Annotated in this window: 15 protein-coding genes; 5 read left to right on the forward strand and 10 right to left on the reverse strand. The window is 72.5% G+C overall.

Features of this window, described 5'->3' with window-relative positions; genetic code table 11:
• Nucleotides 1–58: 58 nt before the first annotated feature.
• The 5 genes from ACFPM7_RS20715 to ACFPM7_RS20735 form a co-directional block, all read right to left on the reverse strand.
• Nucleotides 59–550 carry an SRPBCC family protein gene (locus ACFPM7_RS20715; RefSeq protein ID WP_378249327.1) on the reverse strand — a complete coding sequence of 164 codons (492 nt, stop codon included), beginning with the start codon at nucleotides 548–550 and terminating at the stop codon, nucleotides 59–61.
• On the reverse strand, nucleotides 547–1,197 hold the full coding sequence (locus ACFPM7_RS20720; protein ID WP_378249328.1) for an SRPBCC domain-containing protein: 651 nt from the start codon (nucleotides 1,195–1,197) through the stop codon (nucleotides 547–549). Before ACFPM7_RS20720 ends, ACFPM7_RS20715 begins: the two co-directional genes overlap by 4 nt.
• A 97-nt stretch (nucleotides 1,198–1,294) precedes the next feature.
• Nucleotides 1,295–1,996, reverse strand: a complete 702-nt coding sequence (locus tag ACFPM7_RS20725; protein WP_378249329.1) for a hypothetical protein — start codon at nucleotides 1,994–1,996, stop codon at nucleotides 1,295–1,297.
• Nucleotides 1,986–2,495 (reverse strand): RNA polymerase sigma factor, encoded by a 510-nt coding sequence (locus tag ACFPM7_RS20730; RefSeq protein WP_378249330.1) that lies wholly within the window; start codon nucleotides 2,493–2,495, stop codon nucleotides 1,986–1,988. The genes ACFPM7_RS20725 and ACFPM7_RS20730 overlap by 11 nt, the downstream gene beginning before the upstream one ends.
• Nucleotides 2,496–2,595: 100 nt before the next feature.
• The gene (locus tag ACFPM7_RS20735; protein ID WP_378249331.1) at nucleotides 2,596–3,879 is read right to left on the reverse strand and encodes a glycoside hydrolase family 18 protein; all 1,284 of its coding nucleotides are present in this window, start codon (nucleotides 3,877–3,879) and stop codon (nucleotides 2,596–2,598) included.
• A 136-nt stretch (nucleotides 3,880–4,015) separates the two neighbouring features.
• Here ACFPM7_RS20735 and ACFPM7_RS20740 point away from each other — a divergent pair, with 136 nt between their 5' ends.
• Both ACFPM7_RS20740 and ACFPM7_RS20745 read left to right on the forward strand, forming a co-directional pair.
• Complete coding sequence (locus ACFPM7_RS20740) at nucleotides 4,016–4,603, forward strand: acyl-CoA-like ligand-binding transcription factor (protein WP_378249332.1); 588 nt, start codon at nucleotides 4,016–4,018, stop codon at nucleotides 4,601–4,603.
• A 122-nt stretch (nucleotides 4,604–4,725) separates the two neighbouring features.
• The gene (locus ACFPM7_RS20745) at nucleotides 4,726–6,216 is read left to right on the forward strand and encodes an MDR family MFS transporter (RefSeq protein ID WP_378249447.1); all 1,491 of its coding nucleotides are present in this window, start codon (nucleotides 4,726–4,728) and stop codon (nucleotides 6,214–6,216) included.
• A 212-nt stretch (nucleotides 6,217–6,428) separates the two neighbouring features.
• Here the strand turns inward: ACFPM7_RS20745 and ACFPM7_RS20750 are convergent, their stop codons facing one another.
• A complete protein-coding gene (locus tag ACFPM7_RS20750) occupies nucleotides 6,429–8,708 on the reverse strand; it encodes a KGGVGR-motif variant AAA ATPase (RefSeq protein ID WP_378249333.1) in 2,280 nt (759 codons plus the stop codon).
• A 7-nt stretch (nucleotides 8,709–8,715) separates the two neighbouring features.
• Nucleotides 8,716–9,306: a TIR domain-containing protein gene (locus ACFPM7_RS20755; RefSeq protein ID WP_378249334.1), complete on the reverse strand. Its 591-nt coding sequence runs from the start codon at nucleotides 9,304–9,306 to the stop codon at nucleotides 8,716–8,718.
• Between the two features lie 101 nt (nucleotides 9,307–9,407).
• Between ACFPM7_RS20755 and ACFPM7_RS20760 the strand changes: the two genes are divergently transcribed.
• Both ACFPM7_RS20760 and ACFPM7_RS20765 read left to right on the forward strand, forming a co-directional pair.
• The gene (locus tag ACFPM7_RS20760; protein ID WP_378249335.1) at nucleotides 9,408–10,142 is read left to right on the forward strand and encodes an META domain-containing protein; all 735 of its coding nucleotides are present in this window, start codon (nucleotides 9,408–9,410) and stop codon (nucleotides 10,140–10,142) included.
• A gap of 120 nt (nucleotides 10,143–10,262) precedes the next feature.
• A complete protein-coding gene (locus tag ACFPM7_RS20765) occupies nucleotides 10,263–11,171 on the forward strand; it encodes a Ppx/GppA phosphatase family protein (protein WP_378249336.1) in 909 nt (302 codons plus the stop codon).
• A gap of 40 nt (nucleotides 11,172–11,211) precedes the next feature.
• Here the strand turns inward: ACFPM7_RS20765 and ACFPM7_RS20770 are convergent, their stop codons facing one another.
• The 3 genes from ACFPM7_RS20770 to ACFPM7_RS20780 all read right to left on the reverse strand — a co-directional run bounded on the left by ACFPM7_RS20770 (nucleotide 11,212) and on the right by ACFPM7_RS20780 (nucleotide 14,997).
• A complete protein-coding gene (locus ACFPM7_RS20770; RefSeq protein WP_378249337.1) occupies nucleotides 11,212–12,354 on the reverse strand; it encodes a carboxylate-amine ligase in 1,143 nt (380 codons plus the stop codon).
• Nucleotides 12,355–12,564: 210 nt separating this feature from the next.
• Nucleotides 12,565–14,115 (reverse strand): S8 family peptidase, encoded by a 1,551-nt coding sequence (locus ACFPM7_RS20775; protein WP_378249338.1) that lies wholly within the window; start codon nucleotides 14,113–14,115, stop codon nucleotides 12,565–12,567.
• Nucleotides 14,116–14,394: 279 nt separating this feature from the next.
• Complete coding sequence (locus ACFPM7_RS20780) at nucleotides 14,395–14,997, reverse strand: thermostable hemolysin (RefSeq protein ID WP_378249339.1); 603 nt, start codon at nucleotides 14,995–14,997, stop codon at nucleotides 14,395–14,397.
• Between the two features lie 233 nt (nucleotides 14,998–15,230).
• On the opposite strand from ACFPM7_RS20780, the gene ACFPM7_RS20785 reads away from it, so the two are divergent.
• Complete coding sequence (locus ACFPM7_RS20785) at nucleotides 15,231–18,419, forward strand: S8 family serine peptidase (protein ID WP_378249340.1); 3,189 nt, start codon at nucleotides 15,231–15,233, stop codon at nucleotides 18,417–18,419.
• Nucleotides 18,420–18,509: the final 90 nt, after the last annotated feature.

Raw genomic sequence — 18,509 nt, forward strand, 5'->3', positions numbered from 1 at the left:
GTCAGCGGGGATACACCGCCCAGCCGCCTGAGGTTCCCGCGGTCGGGGGAGCGCCAGCTCAGGCCCTCCCGTGGCCGACGTCCGTCCCGTGTTCGGCGAATGCCTTGAAGTCCAGCATGTGCTGCCGCGACTGCTTGCGGAAGGAGCCGGGCATCAGGAGCCCCACCAGCCGCATCAGCGGCCCGTCGAACCGGAACTCGCTCTCGCTCTCCCACAGCGTCGTGCCCGGACCGGCTTCGGACAGCCGGTCGCGCTGGGCCTGCCACATGCCCTTGGCGGCGATCTCGCGTTCGTAGTGCACGACCACCGAGCTGGGCACCGCGCGCGGGTCCGCGGGCTCCAGGCGGGTGATGGTCTCGGTGGCCTCCATCCGACGCCCGCCCGTCTGGAACACGACGCGCGAGGTGGTGCCGACCTGGCCGTGCACGCCGTCCACCGGCTCGTGCAGCACCAGGCCCCGCAGCCACTTCGGCGTCTGCGCGGGGTCGGCGATCAGCCGGACCACCTCGGCGCGGGGCCGTGCGATCTCGATCGAGACCGTGTACTTCACCGCGCGTCCCCGGCGGACAGGTAGAACGCGGTGGTGGCCTCGACGGCGGCCGCGACGTGGTCCGGGTCGCCGCCGCCCGCCAGGTGCGCCTCGCCCCAGGCGGCGGCGCTGCGCCCGCTGAACTCGCGTCCGGCGGGCGATGCCGCGAACTCCTCGTGGTCGAGGACCTCGCCGTCGCCGAGGAACCGGGCGAGGGTGAGCAGGTGCAGGTCCCAGCCGACGCCGCCCGCGCCGGGGCCGTAGGTGGGGAACATGGGCTCGCCGACGGCCGCGGCGTGGACCAGCTCGAACTCGGTGTCCCCGGCCGGGCCGGGAGACAGGCGCACCTCGACCTCGCTCGTGCCCGGCCACTCGTCGGCCCCGGGGCCGAACATCCAGGACACCCGCAGCAGGCGCGGCGGCTCGCAGCGGAGGATCTCGCCGTGCTCGCCGCCGTCCAGCTGGAACGCCCCGCCGAGGCGCAGCTCGCCGGTGACCGGCTTCATCCAGCGGCTCAGCCGCTCGGGGCTGGTGATGGCGTCCCACACGTCATCGGGGTGCGCGTTGTAGCGACGCCGCAGCTCCATGGTGTAGGCCTCCCCGGCGGGCAGGGTCGCCGTGCCCATCGTGCGGCGGGCGGCGGCCAGTTCGTCGAGTACGTCCTTCATCCCCATGCTCCGTCCGGTAGGCACACGGCCAGACCATACCAGCTCTCACTTATATAAGTTCCGACTGGAATAACAGTCGCGGAGGTTCGGAGTGCGCTCAGCCCGGGGTAGCCGACTCCGCGATCGCCACCGCTTCCTCCCGCGTGGGCACGCCCTCCAGGCGGAACGTCACCCCCTCCGCCACCCAGATCAGCGTCGACCCCGCCAGCCGGGGCGGCTCCACCCGTTCCCGTCCCCCCGCCCCCACCACTTCCAGCCGATGCGGCCCGGCCAGCCACAGCGCCTCGCCCCCGCGCACGCTCGTGAACACCACCCGGTCGTACACCGTCTTCGCGAAGTACGGCGCCAGCGTCCCCGCCACCTGGTCCAGCCGCACCGACCCGTCCCGCCAGGACATCGACACCCGCTGCCGGTCCCCCGACACCTCCACCGACCGGGGCTCCCCCAGCGCCCCGGGAACCGCCACCGGGAACGACACCGACGACCGGGCCTCGGCCAGCGCCACCCCGCCCGCGACAGGCGGAGCGGGCACACCCCCAGGCGGCGCCCCCGCCACCTCCCACACCGCGACCGCCCCCAGCCACTGCACGACCGCGGCCCGCACCGGCGGCGTCAGCGCCCCGACCAGCACGACCGCCGCGATCCCGCCGACGACCGCCCGCCACCGCCGCGACCACCACGACAGCCGCGGCTCGGCGGCCACCCTGGCCATGACCGCCTCGACCAGCTCCGGTGGCGCGGACGCCTCCAGCGAGCGGCCCAGGGCACGCAGTTCGGTGGCCAGCGGGTCAGCAGACATGGGCGTCCTCCGCCAGTTCGGCCCGCAGGGTCTTCAGTGCCCGGGACAGCCGGGACTTGACGGTGCCGCGGGGCCAGCCGAGGACGGTGGCGGTCTCGCGCTCGTCCAGGTCGAGCAGGTAGCGGCAGGTGACGACCTGCCGGTGGCGCTCGGGCAGGGCCGCGATGGCGCTCAGCAGCTCGGCGCGGCGGGCGCGGTCGGCGGCCGAGGCGGCCGGGTCGATGACGGACTCCGGACGGGCCGCGGCGGCCTCGGTGGCCCCGCGGCGGCCCCGGGAGCGCACGAGGTTGCGGGTCTCGTTGGCGACGATGCGCAGCAGCCAGGGGCGGAACGGGGCGCCCTGGCGGAAGCGGCCGAGCGCCCGGTAGGCCTTGACCAACGATTCCTGGACGACGTCCTCGGCGTCCGCGCCCGCCCCGAAGAGGCGGGCGGCGCGCAGGGCGGGACCGGCGTGGGCGCGCACGAGCTCGGCGTACGCCGCCGCGTCGCCCGTGCGCACCCGCGCCACTATCTCGTCGTCCGGGGTGTCGATCCGTCCTGCTCCTGTCTGGGGTGTCCGCTGCTACTACACCGCCGACAGGGGATCGGTTCCAGTCAGATCAGAACTGCAAGCCCAGGTGCAGCGCCTTGATCAGCTCGCCGCGGGTGGTGTCGCCGTCGAGGGACCAGATCATCGCCCCGCCGAGGCGCCGGTCATCGATGTAGCGGGCCTTGCGGAACATCTCGATCGGGTCGTCGTAGGTCCAGAAGGTGGTGCCGTCGAAGATCCACGCGTGGCCCGCCTTGTGGTCGCGGTAGACGCGGAACTGGTCGCGCTTGGCGGCGAGCACCTTGTAGTCCTCGACACCGTTGGCCCAGAGGCCGGGCGCGGGGCCCGCGGCGGGCTTGAACAGGCCGTTGCCGCCGCCGGTGACGCCGGTCCAGCCCTGGCTGTAGAACGGGACGCCCAGGACGATCTTGTCCTTGGGGGCGCCGCGGGTCAGGTAGGCGTCGACGGCGACCTGCGAGCTGAAGTCCGGGGTCGTCGGGGCGCCCCGGGGCACGCGCAGGGACGACTGCTGGTTGGTGGTGCTCTCCCAGGTGCCGTGGAAGTCGTAGCCCTGCACCGTGGCGAAGGTCAGCTCCTTGAACACCTTCTTGACCTCGAAACCGGCCTCGACCTTGGCCGGGCTGGCGGGCAGGAAGGCGGTCAGGTCGTGGCGCCTGTCCAGCTGCTTGCGGTACTCCTGCACCAGCAGCGTGAAGTTGCGCTTGTCCTCGGGCCGGATGATGTTGCCGACCTCGCCCTCGCTGCCGGGCCACTCCCAGTCGAGGTCGATGCCGTCGAAGACGCCCGCGCCCGCGCCGGGGGCGGCGCCGGGCAGGTTGCCCTTGATCCACAGGTCGATGCAGGAGCGGACGTGCTCGCGGCGGGACTCGGCGGTCAGCGCGGCGTTGGAGAAGTACTTGGAGCCGGTCCAGCCGCCCAGCGAGATGAGCACGCGCAGCGTGGGGTGGCGCTGCTTGAGCAGGCGCAGCTGGTTGAGGTTGCCCGACAGCGGCTGCCCGGCGACGTCGTCCTTGCCGTTGACGCTCTCGGCGGCGGTGAAGGGCTTCTGGTAGTCGGCCCAGGCGTCGGCGCTGACGCACTTGCCCTGCTCGTCCAGGAAGCCGAAGGCGTAGTTGATGTGGGTCAGGCGGGCCGAGGAGCCGTTCTTGACCAGGTCGTTGACGAGGAAGTTCCGCCCGTAGATGCCCCACTGCGTAAAGTATCCGACTACCCTTTTGCTCGCGTGGGAGCCGTGGTCGTGGTGCTTGCCGTGCGCCTGGGCGGGCGCGGCGGCGAAAGCGCTGGCGAGCAGCGCGGCGGCGACCGCCCCGGCCGCCCATCTCCGTCGGGACATGCCACTCCTCTCGTATGGTCTGGACCACAGTAGGAGTTGGTCTAAACCACCGATACCGCCCGAATGGCCTATCTCACACGTTGCGCAGTCACTGCAAATTTGCACAGCGTGCACCTTTTGGCGCTACGCTGATCCGGTGAGCCTCCGCGACCGCAAGAAGCGCCAAACGCGCACGCGCCTCATGCGCGCCGCGCTGGAGCTGGTCACCGCCCGGGGGCTGGAGAACGTCACCGTCGAGGACATCGCCCGCGCCGCCGACGTGGCGCCGCGGACCTTCTTCAACTACTTCCCCACCAAGGAAGACGCCCTGGTCGGCCCGGACCCCGAGTCCGCGGCGCGGCTGCACGTCGCCATCACCGAGGCCGCCGCCGAGCTGGGCCCGCTCGCCGCGGTCGGCGCGGCGCTGCGCGCGGAGATGGCCGAGCTGGCCAGCGACCACAAGCTCTGGAGCCTGCAGGTCGCGGTCATGGAGCGCCACCCCGAGCTGCTGCACAAGGCGTTCGCGGGCGGCGCACAGGCCGAGCGGGCGATCGGCGCCGGGGTCGCCGCGCGCACCGGCGGACTCCCCACCGACCACTACCCCATGCTCGTGGCCGCCGCCGCGGGCGCGGCCGTGCGGGTGGCGCTCACCCGCTGGTCGGCCCTCGACAACGCGCCCGCCCTGCCCGACCTGCTCGACGAGTCGTTCCACCTGCTCGCGGCCGGCCTGCCCGGCCCACGCTGATCCACCCGCACGATCCGCTCGACCCTACGCACCGACCGGGGGAAACCGTGTCCGTCACGCAAGACCCGCCCTTGCCGGAGGAGACGTCCGGAGCGCACTCGCGCAAGGACGTCCGCCAGGCCATGACCGGCCTCATGATCGGCATGTTCATGGCGATCCTGGCCTCCACCATCGTCGCCAACGCCCTGCCGCGCATCGTCGCCGACCTGGAGGGCTCCCAGTCGATCTACACCTGGATCGTCACCTCCGAGCTGCTGGCGATGACGGCGACCGTGCCGCTGTGGGGCAAGCTCGCCGACATCTACAGCCGCAAGCTGCTCATCCAGCTCTCCCTCGGGCTCTTCGTCGTCGGCTCGCTCATCGCCGGGCTCACCCCGAACGTCGAGGTCCTCATCGTCAGCCGCATCGTCCAGGGCCTGGGCGCGGGCGGTCTGACCGCGCTGGCGACCATCGTCATGGCGGCGATGATCCCGCCGCGCGAGCTCGGCCGGTACGCGGGCCTCTTCGGCGCGGTGTTCGGCGTCGGCACCATCGCGGGTCCGCTGATCGGCGGCATCATGGTCGACACGTCGTGGCTGGGCTGGCGCTGGTGCTTCCTCATCGGCGTGCCGTTCACCCTCGCCTCGATCGTGCTGCTCCAGCGCACGCTGCACCTGAAGGTGGTGCGCAAGGAGGTCACGATCGACTACCTGGGCGCGGCGCTGATCGTCAGCGGCGTCTCGACCCTGCTGGTGTGGTCGACCCTGGCGGGCAACACCTTCCCGTGGGCGTCGGGCTGGACGGCCCTGCTGGTCTCGGTGGGCGTGGTCCTGCTGGCGCTCGCGGTCTGGGTGGAGTCGCGCGCCGCGGACCCGATCATCCCGCTGACGATCTTCCGCAACCGCACCGTCACCCTGACCACGCTCGCCAGCGCGCTCGTCGGCCTGGCGATGTTCGGCGGCACGGTGTTCCTGTCGCAGTACTTCCAGATCTCGCTGGGCAAGACGCCGACGCAGGCGGGCCTGATGAGCCTGCCGATGATCCTCGGCCTGCTCGTCTCCTCCACCATCGCCGGGCAGATGATCACCAAGTTCGGCAGGTGGAAGGTCTACCTCGTCTCCGGCGGCGCGGTGATGGTCGCGGGCATGGTGCTGCTGTCGACCATCGACGCGCGGACCAGCGTTGCCCTGGTGTCGGTGTACATGCTGGTGCTGGGCACCGGCGTCGGCCTGCTGATGCAGAACCTCGTCGTCGCCGCGCAGAACGACGTGCCCGCCAAGGACCTCGGCGCCACGACCTCGACGCTCACCTTCTTCCGCAGCCTCGGCGGCGCGATCGGCGTGAGCGCGCTGGGCGCGGTGCTGGCGAACTCGGTCACCAGCCAGATGACCGACCGCTTCGGGCCCATGCCCGGCGGTGGCGGCGGCACCAGCGAGGTCCCGGACATCTCGACACTGCCGGAGCCTGTGCGCGCGGTCGTCGCCGACATCTACGGCACGGCCACCGCCGAGCTGTTCCTCATCGGCGCGCCCATCGCGCTGCTCGCGTTCATCGCGGTGCTGTTCATCAAGGAGAAGCCGCTCAAGACCGAGAGCGGCGACGAGCGCCTCGCCCAGGAGATGTCCGGGCACTGACCCGATCGCGGCGACCTCCACATCGGACGCAACGCCGGTTCCGCGCTTCGCCGGAACCGGCGTTGCTCTCATCGTCCCAGCGGCAATACTGGCAATGGCCATTCACCGAATACCCGGTCCAGCGTGCGAATCACTGCCAGGCCGACCAGACACCAAGGAACCCCGGCCGACAACCAGAAGACACCGACGAACCAGACCGACAGCAGATCGACCTACACCGGCACCCCACCCACCAGATCCCGAACCACATCAGCCTGCGCCCCCCGCAACACCGGCAACAGACTCCGCACCTCAGCCACCTGCCGCCGGGCAACCTCCCGCTCCCCCACCTCCCAACTCACCCACGCCCACCGCGCCAACGCCCGAGCCACCCCAGCCGTGTCCCGCACCTTCCGGTACCCGGCAACCGCCCCAGCCAACTCATCCCCAGCCTCCACATACCTCCCAAGCGCCACCTGCAACACCCCAGCCAACTCCCGCAACTCGGCCACCTCAACGTCACGGCGCCCAGCACGGGCATCCGCCCCCGCCTCAGCCACCAGCCGAACCATGTCCGCCAACGGTCCACGATCCGCCCCCGCGGTCCGGACCACCCCGCGCACCGCCTCAACCATCGCCTCGGTATCACCAGCCGCGCGCGCAGCGAGCACAGTGGACTGCCACACGGCAACAGCCTGGCCGTCTCCCCGCTGCTCCAGCAACCCCGCCAGATGCTGCCCCGCGACAACCCGCGCACCCGGCGAGCCCGAAGCCTCGAACACCGTCACCAGCAGCTCCCGCGCCGCGCTGACCCTGCCGTGCCGCTGCTGCAACACCGCGAGGTCCACGGCGACCTCGGCCCACACGTCACCGCCGGTCGGCACCAGGTCGAACACCGCGCGCAGGTGGCGTTCGGCGGCGTCATAGTCGCCGAGTTCGGCGTGCACGGCGGCCAGTTCGCGGTGCAGCTCCTCGGCCGCGCCCCCCGACGAGCGCTCCAGCGCCCCGCTCAGCGCCAGCACGCCCGAGGCGACGTCGCCGAGGGCCAGGTGCGCGCGGCCCAGCAGCCGCAGTTCCTGTCCGTCGAGTCCGCCGCCGTGGCCCAGGACGGTGATCACCTCGGCCAGGTCGCCCTCGTCGGAGGCGATGCGCGCCCGCAGCGCGCGGATGCCCCTGGTGCCGGGGGCCAGCGCGGTGAGCTGGCCGAGCACCTGGCGCGCGTCGTCGGTCCGGCGCTCGGCGAGGTACCACTCGCCGACGCGGACCACGGCGGCGGCGAGGGTGCCGCCGGTCTGCCCGTTGATCTCCCTGACCATGTCGGCGGCCTCGGCCTTCGGGTCCTCCTGCCGTGGCCGCCAGGTGACCGCCGGCACGCGCGCGGCCTTGAGCTGGTCGAGCAGCGCGGCGTCGCGGCCGTGGGAGTCGGGGACGACCACCGCGCAGCGCACCCGCCCGGCCAGCAGCGACGGCGGCTGCTCCGGCGCGACCCGGACGCCGAAGGAGGCCAGCGCCTCGCGCAGCTCGGCGGCCTGCGCGGCCCGGCCGTAGACGGCGATGTCGGCCTGCCCGTCGACCACCGACCTCGGCGCGCGGGACCTGGCGGCGCTGACGTAGGCGTCGCGGCTGGCCACGAGGACGTCGGCCTCGGTGAGGCCGTTGCACAGCAGGGCGGCGACGTTCTCCAGGTAGTAGGTCACCATCTCCGGGTTGCTGCTGTTCTCGGTGATCGCGGGCAGCTCCTCGCCGAAGCTCCAGTACGGCAGGTACGGGATCGTGGTGCGCTCCACCACGTGCACGCGGCTGACCTGGTCGGGGACCCAGTTGGAGTACAGGTGCGCGCAGCCCGCGGTGATGCGCTCGCGCCAGCTCCTGGCCCGCTCGTACTCCTCGCGGCCGTCGAAGCGCGACACGATCGGCAGCACCAGCAGCCCGGCCTTGTCGTAGGGCAGGTCGACGCGGGCGCGCCGCGCGCGCCGGGCGACGTCGATGGCGCCGGTGAGGTTCTGCTGGTTCGGGGTCAGGCACAGCACCAGCACGTCGGGCAGCTGCGCGGTGCAGATGCCGCCGATGTCGGTGATCCCGGTTCGGCTGTCGATGAGCACGAAGTCGTACTCGGCGCGCAGTTCGGCGGCGAGGGTCTCGAAGCGCCACCCGAGGTCGTGCTCGGAGTACATCCGCGGCCACGAGATGGACTGCACCCGGTCGACGTAGCCCTCGTCCATCCGCCCGGCGGCGAGCAGGTGCAGGCAGCCGTCGCCCAGGCCGTCGATGGCGGCGGGCAGCACCGCGTCGCGCCACTCGACCTCGCCGTCGGCGGCGGCCGTCACCAGCTCCACCACCCCGATTCCCGGTTCGTCGATCCACGGTCGGAAGTACTCGTGCAGGCCGGGGGCTTCCAGGTCCCAGTCCACGCACAGCACGCGGTTGCCCCACCTGGCGAGCTGGATGGCGACGTTGGCCAAGGCGAACGAGCGCCCGACCCCGCCCTTGTAGGAGTAGAAGGTGACGATCACGGCGTGCTCACAGCCTCGGGAGGGGGCCGACGGGCCGGGCGGGGGCGGTGGGGCGCAGGCGCGGCCATCCCGCGTCCCACGGCGGGACGTGGTCGACGCGGGCGGCGATGTCGCGGGCGAGATTGCGCACCTCCGCGTAGAAGTGCGGGTAGTCGGGGGTGCGGGTGTAGGCGTCGTACGGCATCGGGACCGTCCAGTCGCTGAAGTCGCGCATCTGCAGGTTCGCCGCCTCGTCGGGGAAGTGCTCGCCGTCGGCGTAGCGCACGCCGTGGACGAGGTGGCGCGGGCTGTCCGGTGAGCCGAAGCCGAGCAGCCGGTTGCGGGCGCACATGCTCTCCCACTCGGCCGCGCACCAGTTCGAGCGGAAGTACGGCGGGGACAGCACGGCCACCATCAGCCGCGAGTGCATCAGGGCGTGTTCGATGTACTGCGGCCACGCCACGCCGGTCTCGTGCTCCCAGTCCACGTAGAAAACCGGCTCGCGGGCCATCTCGTTGTCCAGCGCCTCGCGCAGCGCGGGGAAGAAGTTGTCCTTCACCCAGCGCCCGGCGCCCGCGCGCCGGGTGTAGCTGACGAACACGTCGTACTGGTAGTCCACCCGTGCCCCTCGCGTCCCGTGCGGTGATCGACAAGCTTGGCACACCTGCCCCGGTTCCCGGCCCAAGCAACCGCATCGGGGGTTTCCTCCGTCCTCGGTGCATGAAGACACTTGTCGGCGCCGGGGTTCTCCTGGTGGTGCTCACGGCCTGCGGGCAACCCGTGGGCGCCGGTGGGTCCGCCGGTGCGGCACCCTCGGGCGTGTACACCAGCGAGTCCGGCCGCGACCTGGTCACCGGGACGACGGTTCGCCTCGACTTCACCGACGACGGCAGGCTCGTGGCGAACGCGGGCTGCAACACCATCAGCGGCGCCGTGGACACCGCCGACGGCGCGCTGGCGGTCGCGGACCTGACGACCACGGAGATGGGCTGCGCCGGGCCGCTGCACTCGCAGGACGAGTGGCTGGCGGCGTTCCTGGGCGGCTCGCCCGCCTGGCGGGTCGACGGGGAGCGGCTGGTGCTCAGCGGCGAGGGCGCCGAGCTGGTGTTCGGCCGGGAGAAGACCCCGCCGCTGCAAGGCACCGTATGGGTGGTTGACAGCATCCGCGAGGGGGACATGGTCAGTTCGGTGACCGAGCGGGCGACGGTGGAGTTCGGCGCGGACACCGTCACCGTCGACACCGGGTGCAACTCCGGCTCGGCGGGGTACCAGGTGAGCGGCGGCACGATCGTGTTCGAGCAGCTCGTGCTGACGAAGATGGCCTGCCCACCGGGCCCGGCCGCGCAGGAGCAGGACCTCGTCGCCGTGCTCGACGGCGAGGCCGAGCTGGCCGTGGACGGCACCACCATCACGATCAACAAGAACGGGAAGGGTGTCTGGCTGAAGGCAGGCTGACAGAGAGCACGCCAGGAGACGCCAAACGGCCCAAGCGGCGCGATTCGCACGTTTGGGCCGTTTCGGCGCGGGTACATTTGCCGGGATGATGTAACTCCGCGAGAGACAGGAGCGTCCCGGGTGGCTGGTGGTGTGGGCGTCATCGACATCGGTTCGGTCTCAGCCTGCCTGCAGCTGGCAGACCACGGCCCGAGGACGTCGGCGTGCAAGTACCCCACCCGCCTGGGCCGGGAGATCCGCCCCGACGGCGCGCTGAGCAGGCGCGGGGTGCGGCGCGTGGTCAGGGCCGCGGGCGCCACCCTGGAGGCGGCGCGCGAACTGGGCGTGCGCGAGCTGTTCTGCTTCGCCACGGCCTCGGTGCGCGACGCGTCGAACCGCGACGAGATCGTCCGCGCGGTGGAGAGATCCGTGGGACTCAGACCCCAGTTCATGACCGGTCGGCAGGAAGGCAAGCTGACCTACCACGCCGCGCGGCACTGGTCGGGGGAGACCGGCAGGCTGCTGCTCCTCGACATCGGCGGCGGCACCAGCGAAGTCGTCCTCGGCGCCAGCGACACCCCTGAGCTGGCCCTCTCACTTCCCCTCGGCGCGGGCACCCTGACCAGGGAGTTCCTCCGCAAGGACCCGCCGTCCGGCAAGGACGTGCGCAGGCTGGAGCGGCACGTGCGCCGCGCCATCGACCGCCTGCCCGACAACCCCTCGGCCGACCGCGTCGTCGCGGCCTCCCGCATCCTCACCCAGCTGGCCAGGCTGGCCGACCGCGGCGACTCGCTGCGGGTGAGCGACCTCGACCGCTGGATTCCCCGGCTGTCCGAGCTGTCCGCCGCCCGTCGGGCCCGGCTGCGCGGCGTCTCCGCCGCCCGTGCCCCCTACGTCCTCGCGGGCGCGATCGTCGCCCGGGCCATGATGACCCGGCTTGAGGTGTCCGAAGTGGATATCTGCCCGTGGACGCTGCGCGAGGGCATCCTGCTGCGCCACCTGCGCGGCGGCCGGGGCGAGCTGCCGCTGCGCCCGCTCAGGCTGCGCTGAGCACCCGCGGCGGCCACCTCCTCCCCCACGGTCTCACCGCTCATACCGGGGAGTAGCCGGCCTCCACCGCCGTCAGCCCCGCCGTGCGGGCCGCGAGCGCGCGTGCGACCGCGGCGGGCCCCTCGGCGGCGGTCCTGCGCTGCAGGTCCGCGCCGGTGCCACGGCGGAAGAGGTCGGCGAGGCCGGTGGTGACCGCCGCCAGCTCGCCGAACTCGGCCAGGGCGGGCCGGACCCGCCGCAGCAGGGCCGCCAGCTGCCCGCGGACCGTCGTGCGGGTCTGGGTGAGCGGGTCGATGGCGGGTCCGCGCAGGCCGTGCCGGGCGGCCGTCCACAGCGCCGAGGAGATCGCCTTGGGGTCCACCCGCGGGGCCGGGACCCCCGCGGCGACGTCGGCGGCGGCGGCGACCGCGATGCCCCGGCACAGCGCGGTGATGACCTGGGCGTCGGCCGCGGTCGCGACGCTGTCGGCCACCCGGATCTCCACCGTCGGCAGGTGCGGGGAGAGCCGCGCCTGCCAGAAGGTGATCCGCTCGTCGAGGAACGCGCCGCTCTCGACCACCCTGGCCAGGTGGCGGTCGTAGTCGGCCGCCGACTCCACCCACGGCGGCGGACCCGCCGCGGGGAACGCCGCCTGGGTGAGGGCGCGCAGGCTGGCGTACCCCTCGTCGCGCCCCTGCCGCAGGGGCGAGTTGGCCGACAGCGCCAGCAGCACGGGCAGCCACGGCGTGAAGTGGTTGAGCACGACCGCGGCGACGTCGCGGTCGGGCACGCCCACGTGGACGTGCAGGCCGCAGCACAGGTAGTCGGAGAACATGGCGCCGTAGTGGTCGGCAATGCGGGCGTAGCGCTCGCCTCGGGCCAGCGTGAGCGGCTTGGAGGCGACCACCGGCGCCCCGGTCGCGACCAGCAGCGCGCCGCGCTCGTCGGCCGCGGCCGAGAGCCGGGCCCTGGCCTCGGCGAGCTGGCCGCCCACCTGCTCGGCGCTCACGCAGACCCCGGTCGCGGTCTCGACCTGGCTCTCGGCGTACTCGGGCTGCACGGTCCACCCGGCATCGGCCTTGCACCCGGCGATGACCTGGGCGGCCCGGTCGACCGGCTCGGCCGTGTAGGGGTCGAGCAGGAGGAACTCCTCTTCGACCCCGAGGGTGGCGCCCGCCTCTTCCCGGATCTCGATGCTCCGCATGCGCTGCTCCGATCGCTGCTCGCCACCCATGGTGCGGCCACGGGGCCGGACCGGCACGCCTGGGGACGAGATTCCCGGGCCGGGCGGGGTCGCGCAGCCACCGAACGGGTCAGGTTTGGGCACTGAGTGACGAAACGTGACCCTTCGTGGTGAGCAGGGCACGCGGGCGCGGACCGCGGGTGTCGCGGTCCGCGCCCCGGGGGGTGGCGGCTAGACGGTCAGGGTCCAGCTGGAGATGTGCCCGGTGTCGGCGCGGTAGCGGTCCTGGACCCGCAGGCTCCAAGTGCCGTCGCGGTCCTCGGCGGCGGCGTTGACGGTGTAGGTGGTGACCACGTTGTCGGAGGAGTCATTGCTGGTGCTCTTCAGGCGGTAGGCGCTGCCGTCGGGGGCGACGAGGTCGATCTGGAGGTCACCGGCGTAGGTGTGGCGGATGTCCACGGCGACCTTGGTGGCGGCCGACGCCTTGCCCGAGCAGCCCGAGACCGTGACCCGGCTGGTGACCGCGGCGCCCGCGTCCGGGATGGACACATCCGCGCCGTTGGTGACCGCGGCGCAGGCCGGGGTGGGCGTGGTGCCGCCACCCGATCCGGTGTAGAGCATGCGGTTGGGGCTGCCCGCGCCCAGGTTCGTGAGGGTGTCCTTGGTCGAGTTGGCCACCAGCGCGTCCCGGACGGTCAGCTGGCCCGCGTTCGGGCTGCCTTGCAGGTACTGGGCCGCCGCGCCCGCGACGTGCGGTGTGGCCATGGAGGTTCCGCTCTTGGTGGCGGTGCCCGTGTTGCTGTTGTACGCGGCGGAGACGATGTTGTCGCCGGGGGCCCAGATGTCCACGCAGGCGCCGTAGTTCGACGTCCAGATGTTGTTGTCCACGCGGCCGTCGTTGGCGTCGGTCGCGCCGACGGTGATGGCGTCGGGCGTGCTGGACGGGGAGTCGTCGCAGGCGTCGTCGCCGTAGTTGCCCGCGGCGACCGCGGTCACCACGCCGGAGTCCATCATCTTCTGGACCGCGTCGTTGGTGGCGGTGGACTTGCCGGTGCGCAGGCTCAGGTTGGCGACCGCGGGCTTGACCGCGTTGCGGGTGACCCAGTCGATGCCTTCCAGGATGTCGGCCGCGGTTCCGCTGGACGAGCAGCCGAACACGCGCACCCCGACCAGGGTCGCCTTCTTCGCCACGCCGTAGGCGGTCCCGCCCGCGGTGCCCGCGACGTGCGTGCCGTGGCCCTGGCAGTCGCTGGTGTCGTTGTCGTTGTCTACGGTGTCGCGCCCGTGCTTGGCGCGTCCGCCGAAGTCCTGGTGGTTGATGTTGATGCCGGTGTCGATGACATAGACGTTCACGCCCTCGCCGGTGGCGCTGTAGCCGTACTTCTTGTCCAGCGGCAGATCACGCTGGTCAACCCGGTCCAGGCCCCAGGTGGGATTGTTCTGGACCTCGGCCAGTTCGACGCGGTGGTTCTGCTCGACGTAGGCGACCCTCGGGTCGGCGGCGAGCCTGCGGGCGTGCTTGTCGGTCATCGCGGCGCTGAACCCGCTCAGCGCGCTGGTGTAGAGCGCGTCGACCCGGCCGCCGTGCTCGCCGGTCAGGTCCGCCGCGGTCTGGGCGGACACGCCGTCCTTCAGCACGACGATGTAGCTGCCGCCGATGGCGTCGGCGGCGGTGAGCACCTCGCCCGCCGCGGCGGCGGGCAGCGCGGCCATGACCGCGCCCGCCACGGCTGTGGCCGTGCAGGCGCCGACGAGCGCGAGTTTCTTCCGAACACGGGTCATCGCAGGTCTCCCTCGCGTGGTCCGTGCCGGGCCGGTTGCAGGGACGGCCCGGCACGGAGTGGGTTCACCCGCCGGTGCAGGGGTGGCGGGCACCGCGAACGCTAGGGGCGGCGGCCTGCCGCGGCCAACCGACGATCGTCGGTGCGCGGCGGACCACCGCCCCGTGACCTGCTGCTTCCCCGCCGTACCGGCAAACGGTGATCGCGCGATGGGGGAATTCCTCCCGCCCGGCGTGTCATCCGGGCCCGCACGCCCTCCACCCGGGCACGGGGGTGTCGGTCAGGCGGCCGCGGCCAACCCGATCCCGTGTCCACATCGGACGATACCGGTCCTGGCGCCCGGGGCGAAGGTGCCCCGGTCGTCGGAAAAGGTCCCCGGCGGGCGGGTGTTGCTCAGGATGTGGAACTCCCAGCCCGCCGCCCGCGCCTGGTCGAGGACCCGCCTCGGCAGGGTGGAGAGCAGGAAGTCGAACCCGATGTGCTCGGCCAGGCGCGGCAGGTTGCGCAGCAGGAACAGCTCGCACTCGGGCTTGTCGGCCACGAGCGGGCCCAGCTCGGCGACCTGGCCGCGCTGGGTGCCCGGCCAGCCGAGCGCCGCGCAGGCGCGCTCGACCGGCACGTCGAGGAACTGCTCCGAGCGCAGCCGCCCGCCGCTGGGCGCGGTCAGCCCGGCGACGCCGAGGGTCCGCCCGTAGGTGGGGGATTCCCGCGTGTTGTCCCAGGCGATCGCGAACACGTCCGGCCGCGGCTCGACCACGACCTGGTGCCGCTCCAGATACCACCGCCGTACCAGGTCGGCGCAGTACTGGAAGTGCAGCGTGCCCGGTCGCGCCAGCCCGATGCGGAACCGGAGCGCGGTTGGCCTTGCGCTGTCAATGGGCATCGTGGCGCTCACCCCACTTCCTCGTTGGACCAGTTCACGGTCGCATTCGGCCCGGGGACCGCTCACCTTCACCGTTGCTCACCCATGACGGCGTCACATGCGGACCGGGGACCGCGTCCCCTCCCCGCGGTGACGCGTCCATCCAGGTGACATCCGGGACGCGGTGACAACGGGGCAGGGATGCCGAAGCGTCTTGAACGGGGTGAGGCTCATCTGACTTCTGGGGAGAACACATGGGTATCCGCAGGCGAACACGCCTGGGCATCGGCGCTGGGGTCATCGCGGTCGTCGCCGCGACGGTCGCCCCCGCCGGGGCATCGGGGGAACACACCGCGGCGGACCGGCCGCGCGGCACCGCCGTCACCCTGCTGACCGGCGACGTCGTCACGGTCGCGGGCGCTCGGGCGCACGTGCGGCCGGGACCGGGGCGCGAGGGCGTCCGGTTCCTGCAGCGGCTGGACGAGGAGGGCGACGTGCACGTCGTGCCCTCCGACGTGGCCGTCGACGTGGCCGCGGGCCGCGTCGACGGCAGGCTGTTCGACATCGGAGGGCTGGTCAGGGCCGGGCTGGACGACGCGCGCAGCCCGTCGACGCCGCTGATCGTCACCCACGACGGCCCGAGCATCGCGGGCGCCGCCGACGAGCTGGCCCTGCCCAGCATCGGCGGCGTCGCGCTCAAGGCGGACAAGGGGACGCCGTTGCTGGCCAACGCGCGCACGGCCGGGGTCGGCAGGATCTGGCTCGACGGGCCGGTGCGCGCCACCCTCGACAAGAGCGTGCCGCAGGTCGGCGCGCCCGCGGCGTGGGCGGCCGGGCACACCGGGGCGGGCGCGACGGTGGCGGTGCTCGACACCGGCATCGATGAGACCCATCCCGACCTGGCGGGCGCGGTGGTCGGCGCGCGCGACTTCAGCGACAGCGACTCCACCGACGACCGCTTCGGCCACGGCACCCACGTGGCCGCCACGGTGACCGGCGACGGCCAGTACAAGGGTGTGGCCCCGGACGCGAAGCTGCTCAACGGCAAGGTGCTCGACGACTTCGGCGGCGGCAGCGAGTCGGGGATCATCGCGGGCATGGAGTGGGCGGCCGCCGAGGGCGCCGACGTCATCAACATGAGCCTGGGCTCGCCGTTCCCGTCCGACGGCACGGACCCGATGTCGCTGGCGGTCAACCGGATCACCGCCGACACCGGCGCGCTGTTCGTCATCTCGGCGGGCAACTCGGGCCCGTCGGAGGGCAGCATCGGCAGCCCGGCGGCGGCCGACGCGGCACTCACCGTCGGCGCGGTCGACCGCGCCGACGCCATCGCCGACTTCTCCTCGCGCGGTCCGCGCACCGGCGATAACGGCATCAAGCCCGAGATCACCGCGCCGGGCGTGGACATCGTCGCGGCGAAGGCGGCCCAGGGCGTCATCGGCGACCCGGTGGGCGACAAGCACGTCGCGCTGTCGGGCACCTCGATGTCGGCCCCGCACGTCGCGGGCGCGGCGGCGATCCTGGCCGCCCAGCACCCCGACTGGACACCGGAGCAGGTCAAGTCCGCGCTGGTGGGCACCGCCAAGCCCACCGCGGGCCTGTCGGTCTACGAGCAGGGCGCCGGCCGCGTCGACGTCGCCAAGGCCTCCGCGCAGACCCTCACCTCGTCGCCGGCGACGCTGGGCCTGGGCGTGGCGCGCTGGCCGCACCACGACGACGAGCCCATCACCAGCAAGCTGACCTACCGCAACAGCGGAGCCGAGCCGCTGACCCTGCGGGTGGCCGCCGACCTGCGCGGCCCCGGCGGCGCGCCCGCCCCGGCGGGCATGCTCGCGGTCTCCCCGGCCGAGGTCACCGTGCCCGCGGGAGGCCAGGCCGAGGTCACCGTCACGGCCGTGACCTCGCTGAACACTCCCGACGGCCGCTACGGCGGCACCGTCACCGCGACCGGCGGGGCCACTGTGCTGCGCACGCCGCTCGGCGTCACCAAGGAGGTCGAGAGCTACGACGTCACCTTGGACTTCATCAACCACGACGGCGAGCCGACCGCCGACTACGGGTTCCGCTTCGTCGACACCGCCAACCCGAAGGCGTACTGGGGCTACGACGAGTCCGGCTCGCTGACCACGCGGCTGCCCAAGGGCGTGTTCTACCTCGACGCGTACGTGCAGAAGATCGTCTCCGAGGACTCCTTCCTGATGGCGATGTTCTACGAGCCCGCGTTCCGCGTCGACGGCGACACGCGGGTGGTGATCGACGCCCGCGAGACCAACCCGGTGGCCATCACCGTCGACCAGCCGGGGGCCAGGCCCAACTACGCCTACTCGCTCTTCAGCCTGGACACCGAATGGGGCGACACCGGCAACGGCGTCTTCGCCAACGACTTCGAGGGCATGTCGTTCGCGGAGTCGGCGACCTCGGCGCCGGGCAAGGCCACCTTCGAGCTGCAGACGCGCATGGCCGAGCCGAGCGGCGAGCGGGAGTTCATCGGCAGCCCGTACCAGTACAGCGTCGGCTGGAAGGTCCACGGCGGCGTGCCGGCCTCGCTGGCCAAGCGGTTCCGCGACCGCGATCTGGTGAAGGTGACCACGGGCGCCAACGGCCCCGGCACCGGCTTCTTCGACGGGATGACCGGGGGTCCGCTGCCGCGCACCTTCGCGGCCTATTACTCCAAGGACATCGAGTGGGCGAGTTCGTTCGACCAGATGGACTCGCCGAGCGCCTTCCCGCCGGAGGCGATCCAGTACACCGCGATGGCGGGTGAGGTGACCAAGCCGGGCGCCAAGCGCTGGAACGTCGCCGTCTTCGGCCCGGCGTTCCCCACCTCCTACCGGGTGGACGACTTCGCGGGCCGCACCGGCGACGACCTGTACGTCAACGTCCCGATGTTCACCGACCAGGGCCCGGGCCACGTGGGCTTCTCGCGGATCGACACAGCGAGGACGACGCTGCACCGGGGTGAGCGGCTGATCGGGGAGACCGAGTACGACGGCTACGTCAACGGCGTGGACCCGGGCGGCTCCGGGGTCTACCGCCTGCACACCGAGGCGACGCGCTCGTCGTCGCCGCTGTCCACGAGGATCACCGCCGACTGGACGTTCCGCTCGGCCTCCGACGAGGACACCAAGGCGCTGCCGATGATGGCCGTGCGCTTCGCGCCGAAGCTGGACGAGAGCAACAAGGCCGCCGCGGGCAGGCTGTTCACCGTGCCGGTCTACGTCCAGCACAACTCCGGCGGCAAGGTCCGCACGCCGTCGGTGCGGGTCTCCTACGACGACGGCGCGACCTGGAAGCCGACCGCGCTGGTCAAGGTGGGCGAGCGCTGGCACGCCGTGCTGGCCCACCCGAAGAAGGCGAAGTTCGTCTCCTTCAAGGCCTCCGCCAAGGACGCGCAGGGCAACGCGGTCGAGCAGACGATCATCCGCGCGTACGCGTTGAAGTAGTCCGCGCCTGAGCAGGGCCGGGGGGGCGTCGTCCGGGTCTCGGACGGCGCCCCTCGTGTCATGACCGTCGATTGGGGGTAGTAACCGGGC

This window comes from Actinokineospora guangxiensis, assembly GCF_042657845.1.
GTDB lineage: Bacteria > Actinomycetota > Actinomycetes > Mycobacteriales > Pseudonocardiaceae > Actinokineospora > Actinokineospora guangxiensis.

Excerpts from the sequence above, each read along its gene's own strand:
- ACFPM7_RS20775 (WP_378249338.1), bottom strand. The coding sequence starts at position 14,115 with ATGACCCGTGTTCGGAAGAAACTCGCGCTCGTCGGCGCCTGCACGGCC.
- ACFPM7_RS20760 (WP_378249335.1), top strand. The coding sequence starts at position 9,408 with ATGAAGACACTTGTCGGCGCCGGGGTTCTCCTGGTGGTGCTCACGGCC.
- ACFPM7_RS20720 (WP_378249328.1), bottom strand. The coding sequence starts at position 1,197 with ATGAAGGACGTACTCGACGAACTGGCCGCCGCCCGCCGCACGATGGGC.
- ACFPM7_RS20770 (WP_378249337.1), bottom strand. The coding sequence starts at position 12,354 with ATGCGGAGCATCGAGATCCGGGAAGAGGCGGGCGCCACCCTCGGGGTC.
- ACFPM7_RS20725 (WP_378249329.1), bottom strand. The coding sequence starts at position 1,996 with ATGTCTGCTGACCCGCTGGCCACCGAACTGCGTGCCCTGGGCCGCTCG.
- ACFPM7_RS20780 (WP_378249339.1), bottom strand. The coding sequence starts at position 14,997 with ATGCCCATTGACAGCGCAAGGCCAACCGCGCTCCGGTTCCGCATCGGG.
- ACFPM7_RS20745 (WP_378249447.1), top strand. The coding sequence starts at position 4,726 with ATGACCGGCCTCATGATCGGCATGTTCATGGCGATCCTGGCCTCCACC.
- ACFPM7_RS20785 (WP_378249340.1), top strand. The coding sequence starts at position 15,231 with ATGGGTATCCGCAGGCGAACACGCCTGGGCATCGGCGCTGGGGTCATC.
- ACFPM7_RS20735 (WP_378249331.1), bottom strand. The coding sequence starts at position 3,879 with ATGTCCCGACGGAGATGGGCGGCCGGGGCGGTCGCCGCCGCGCTGCTC.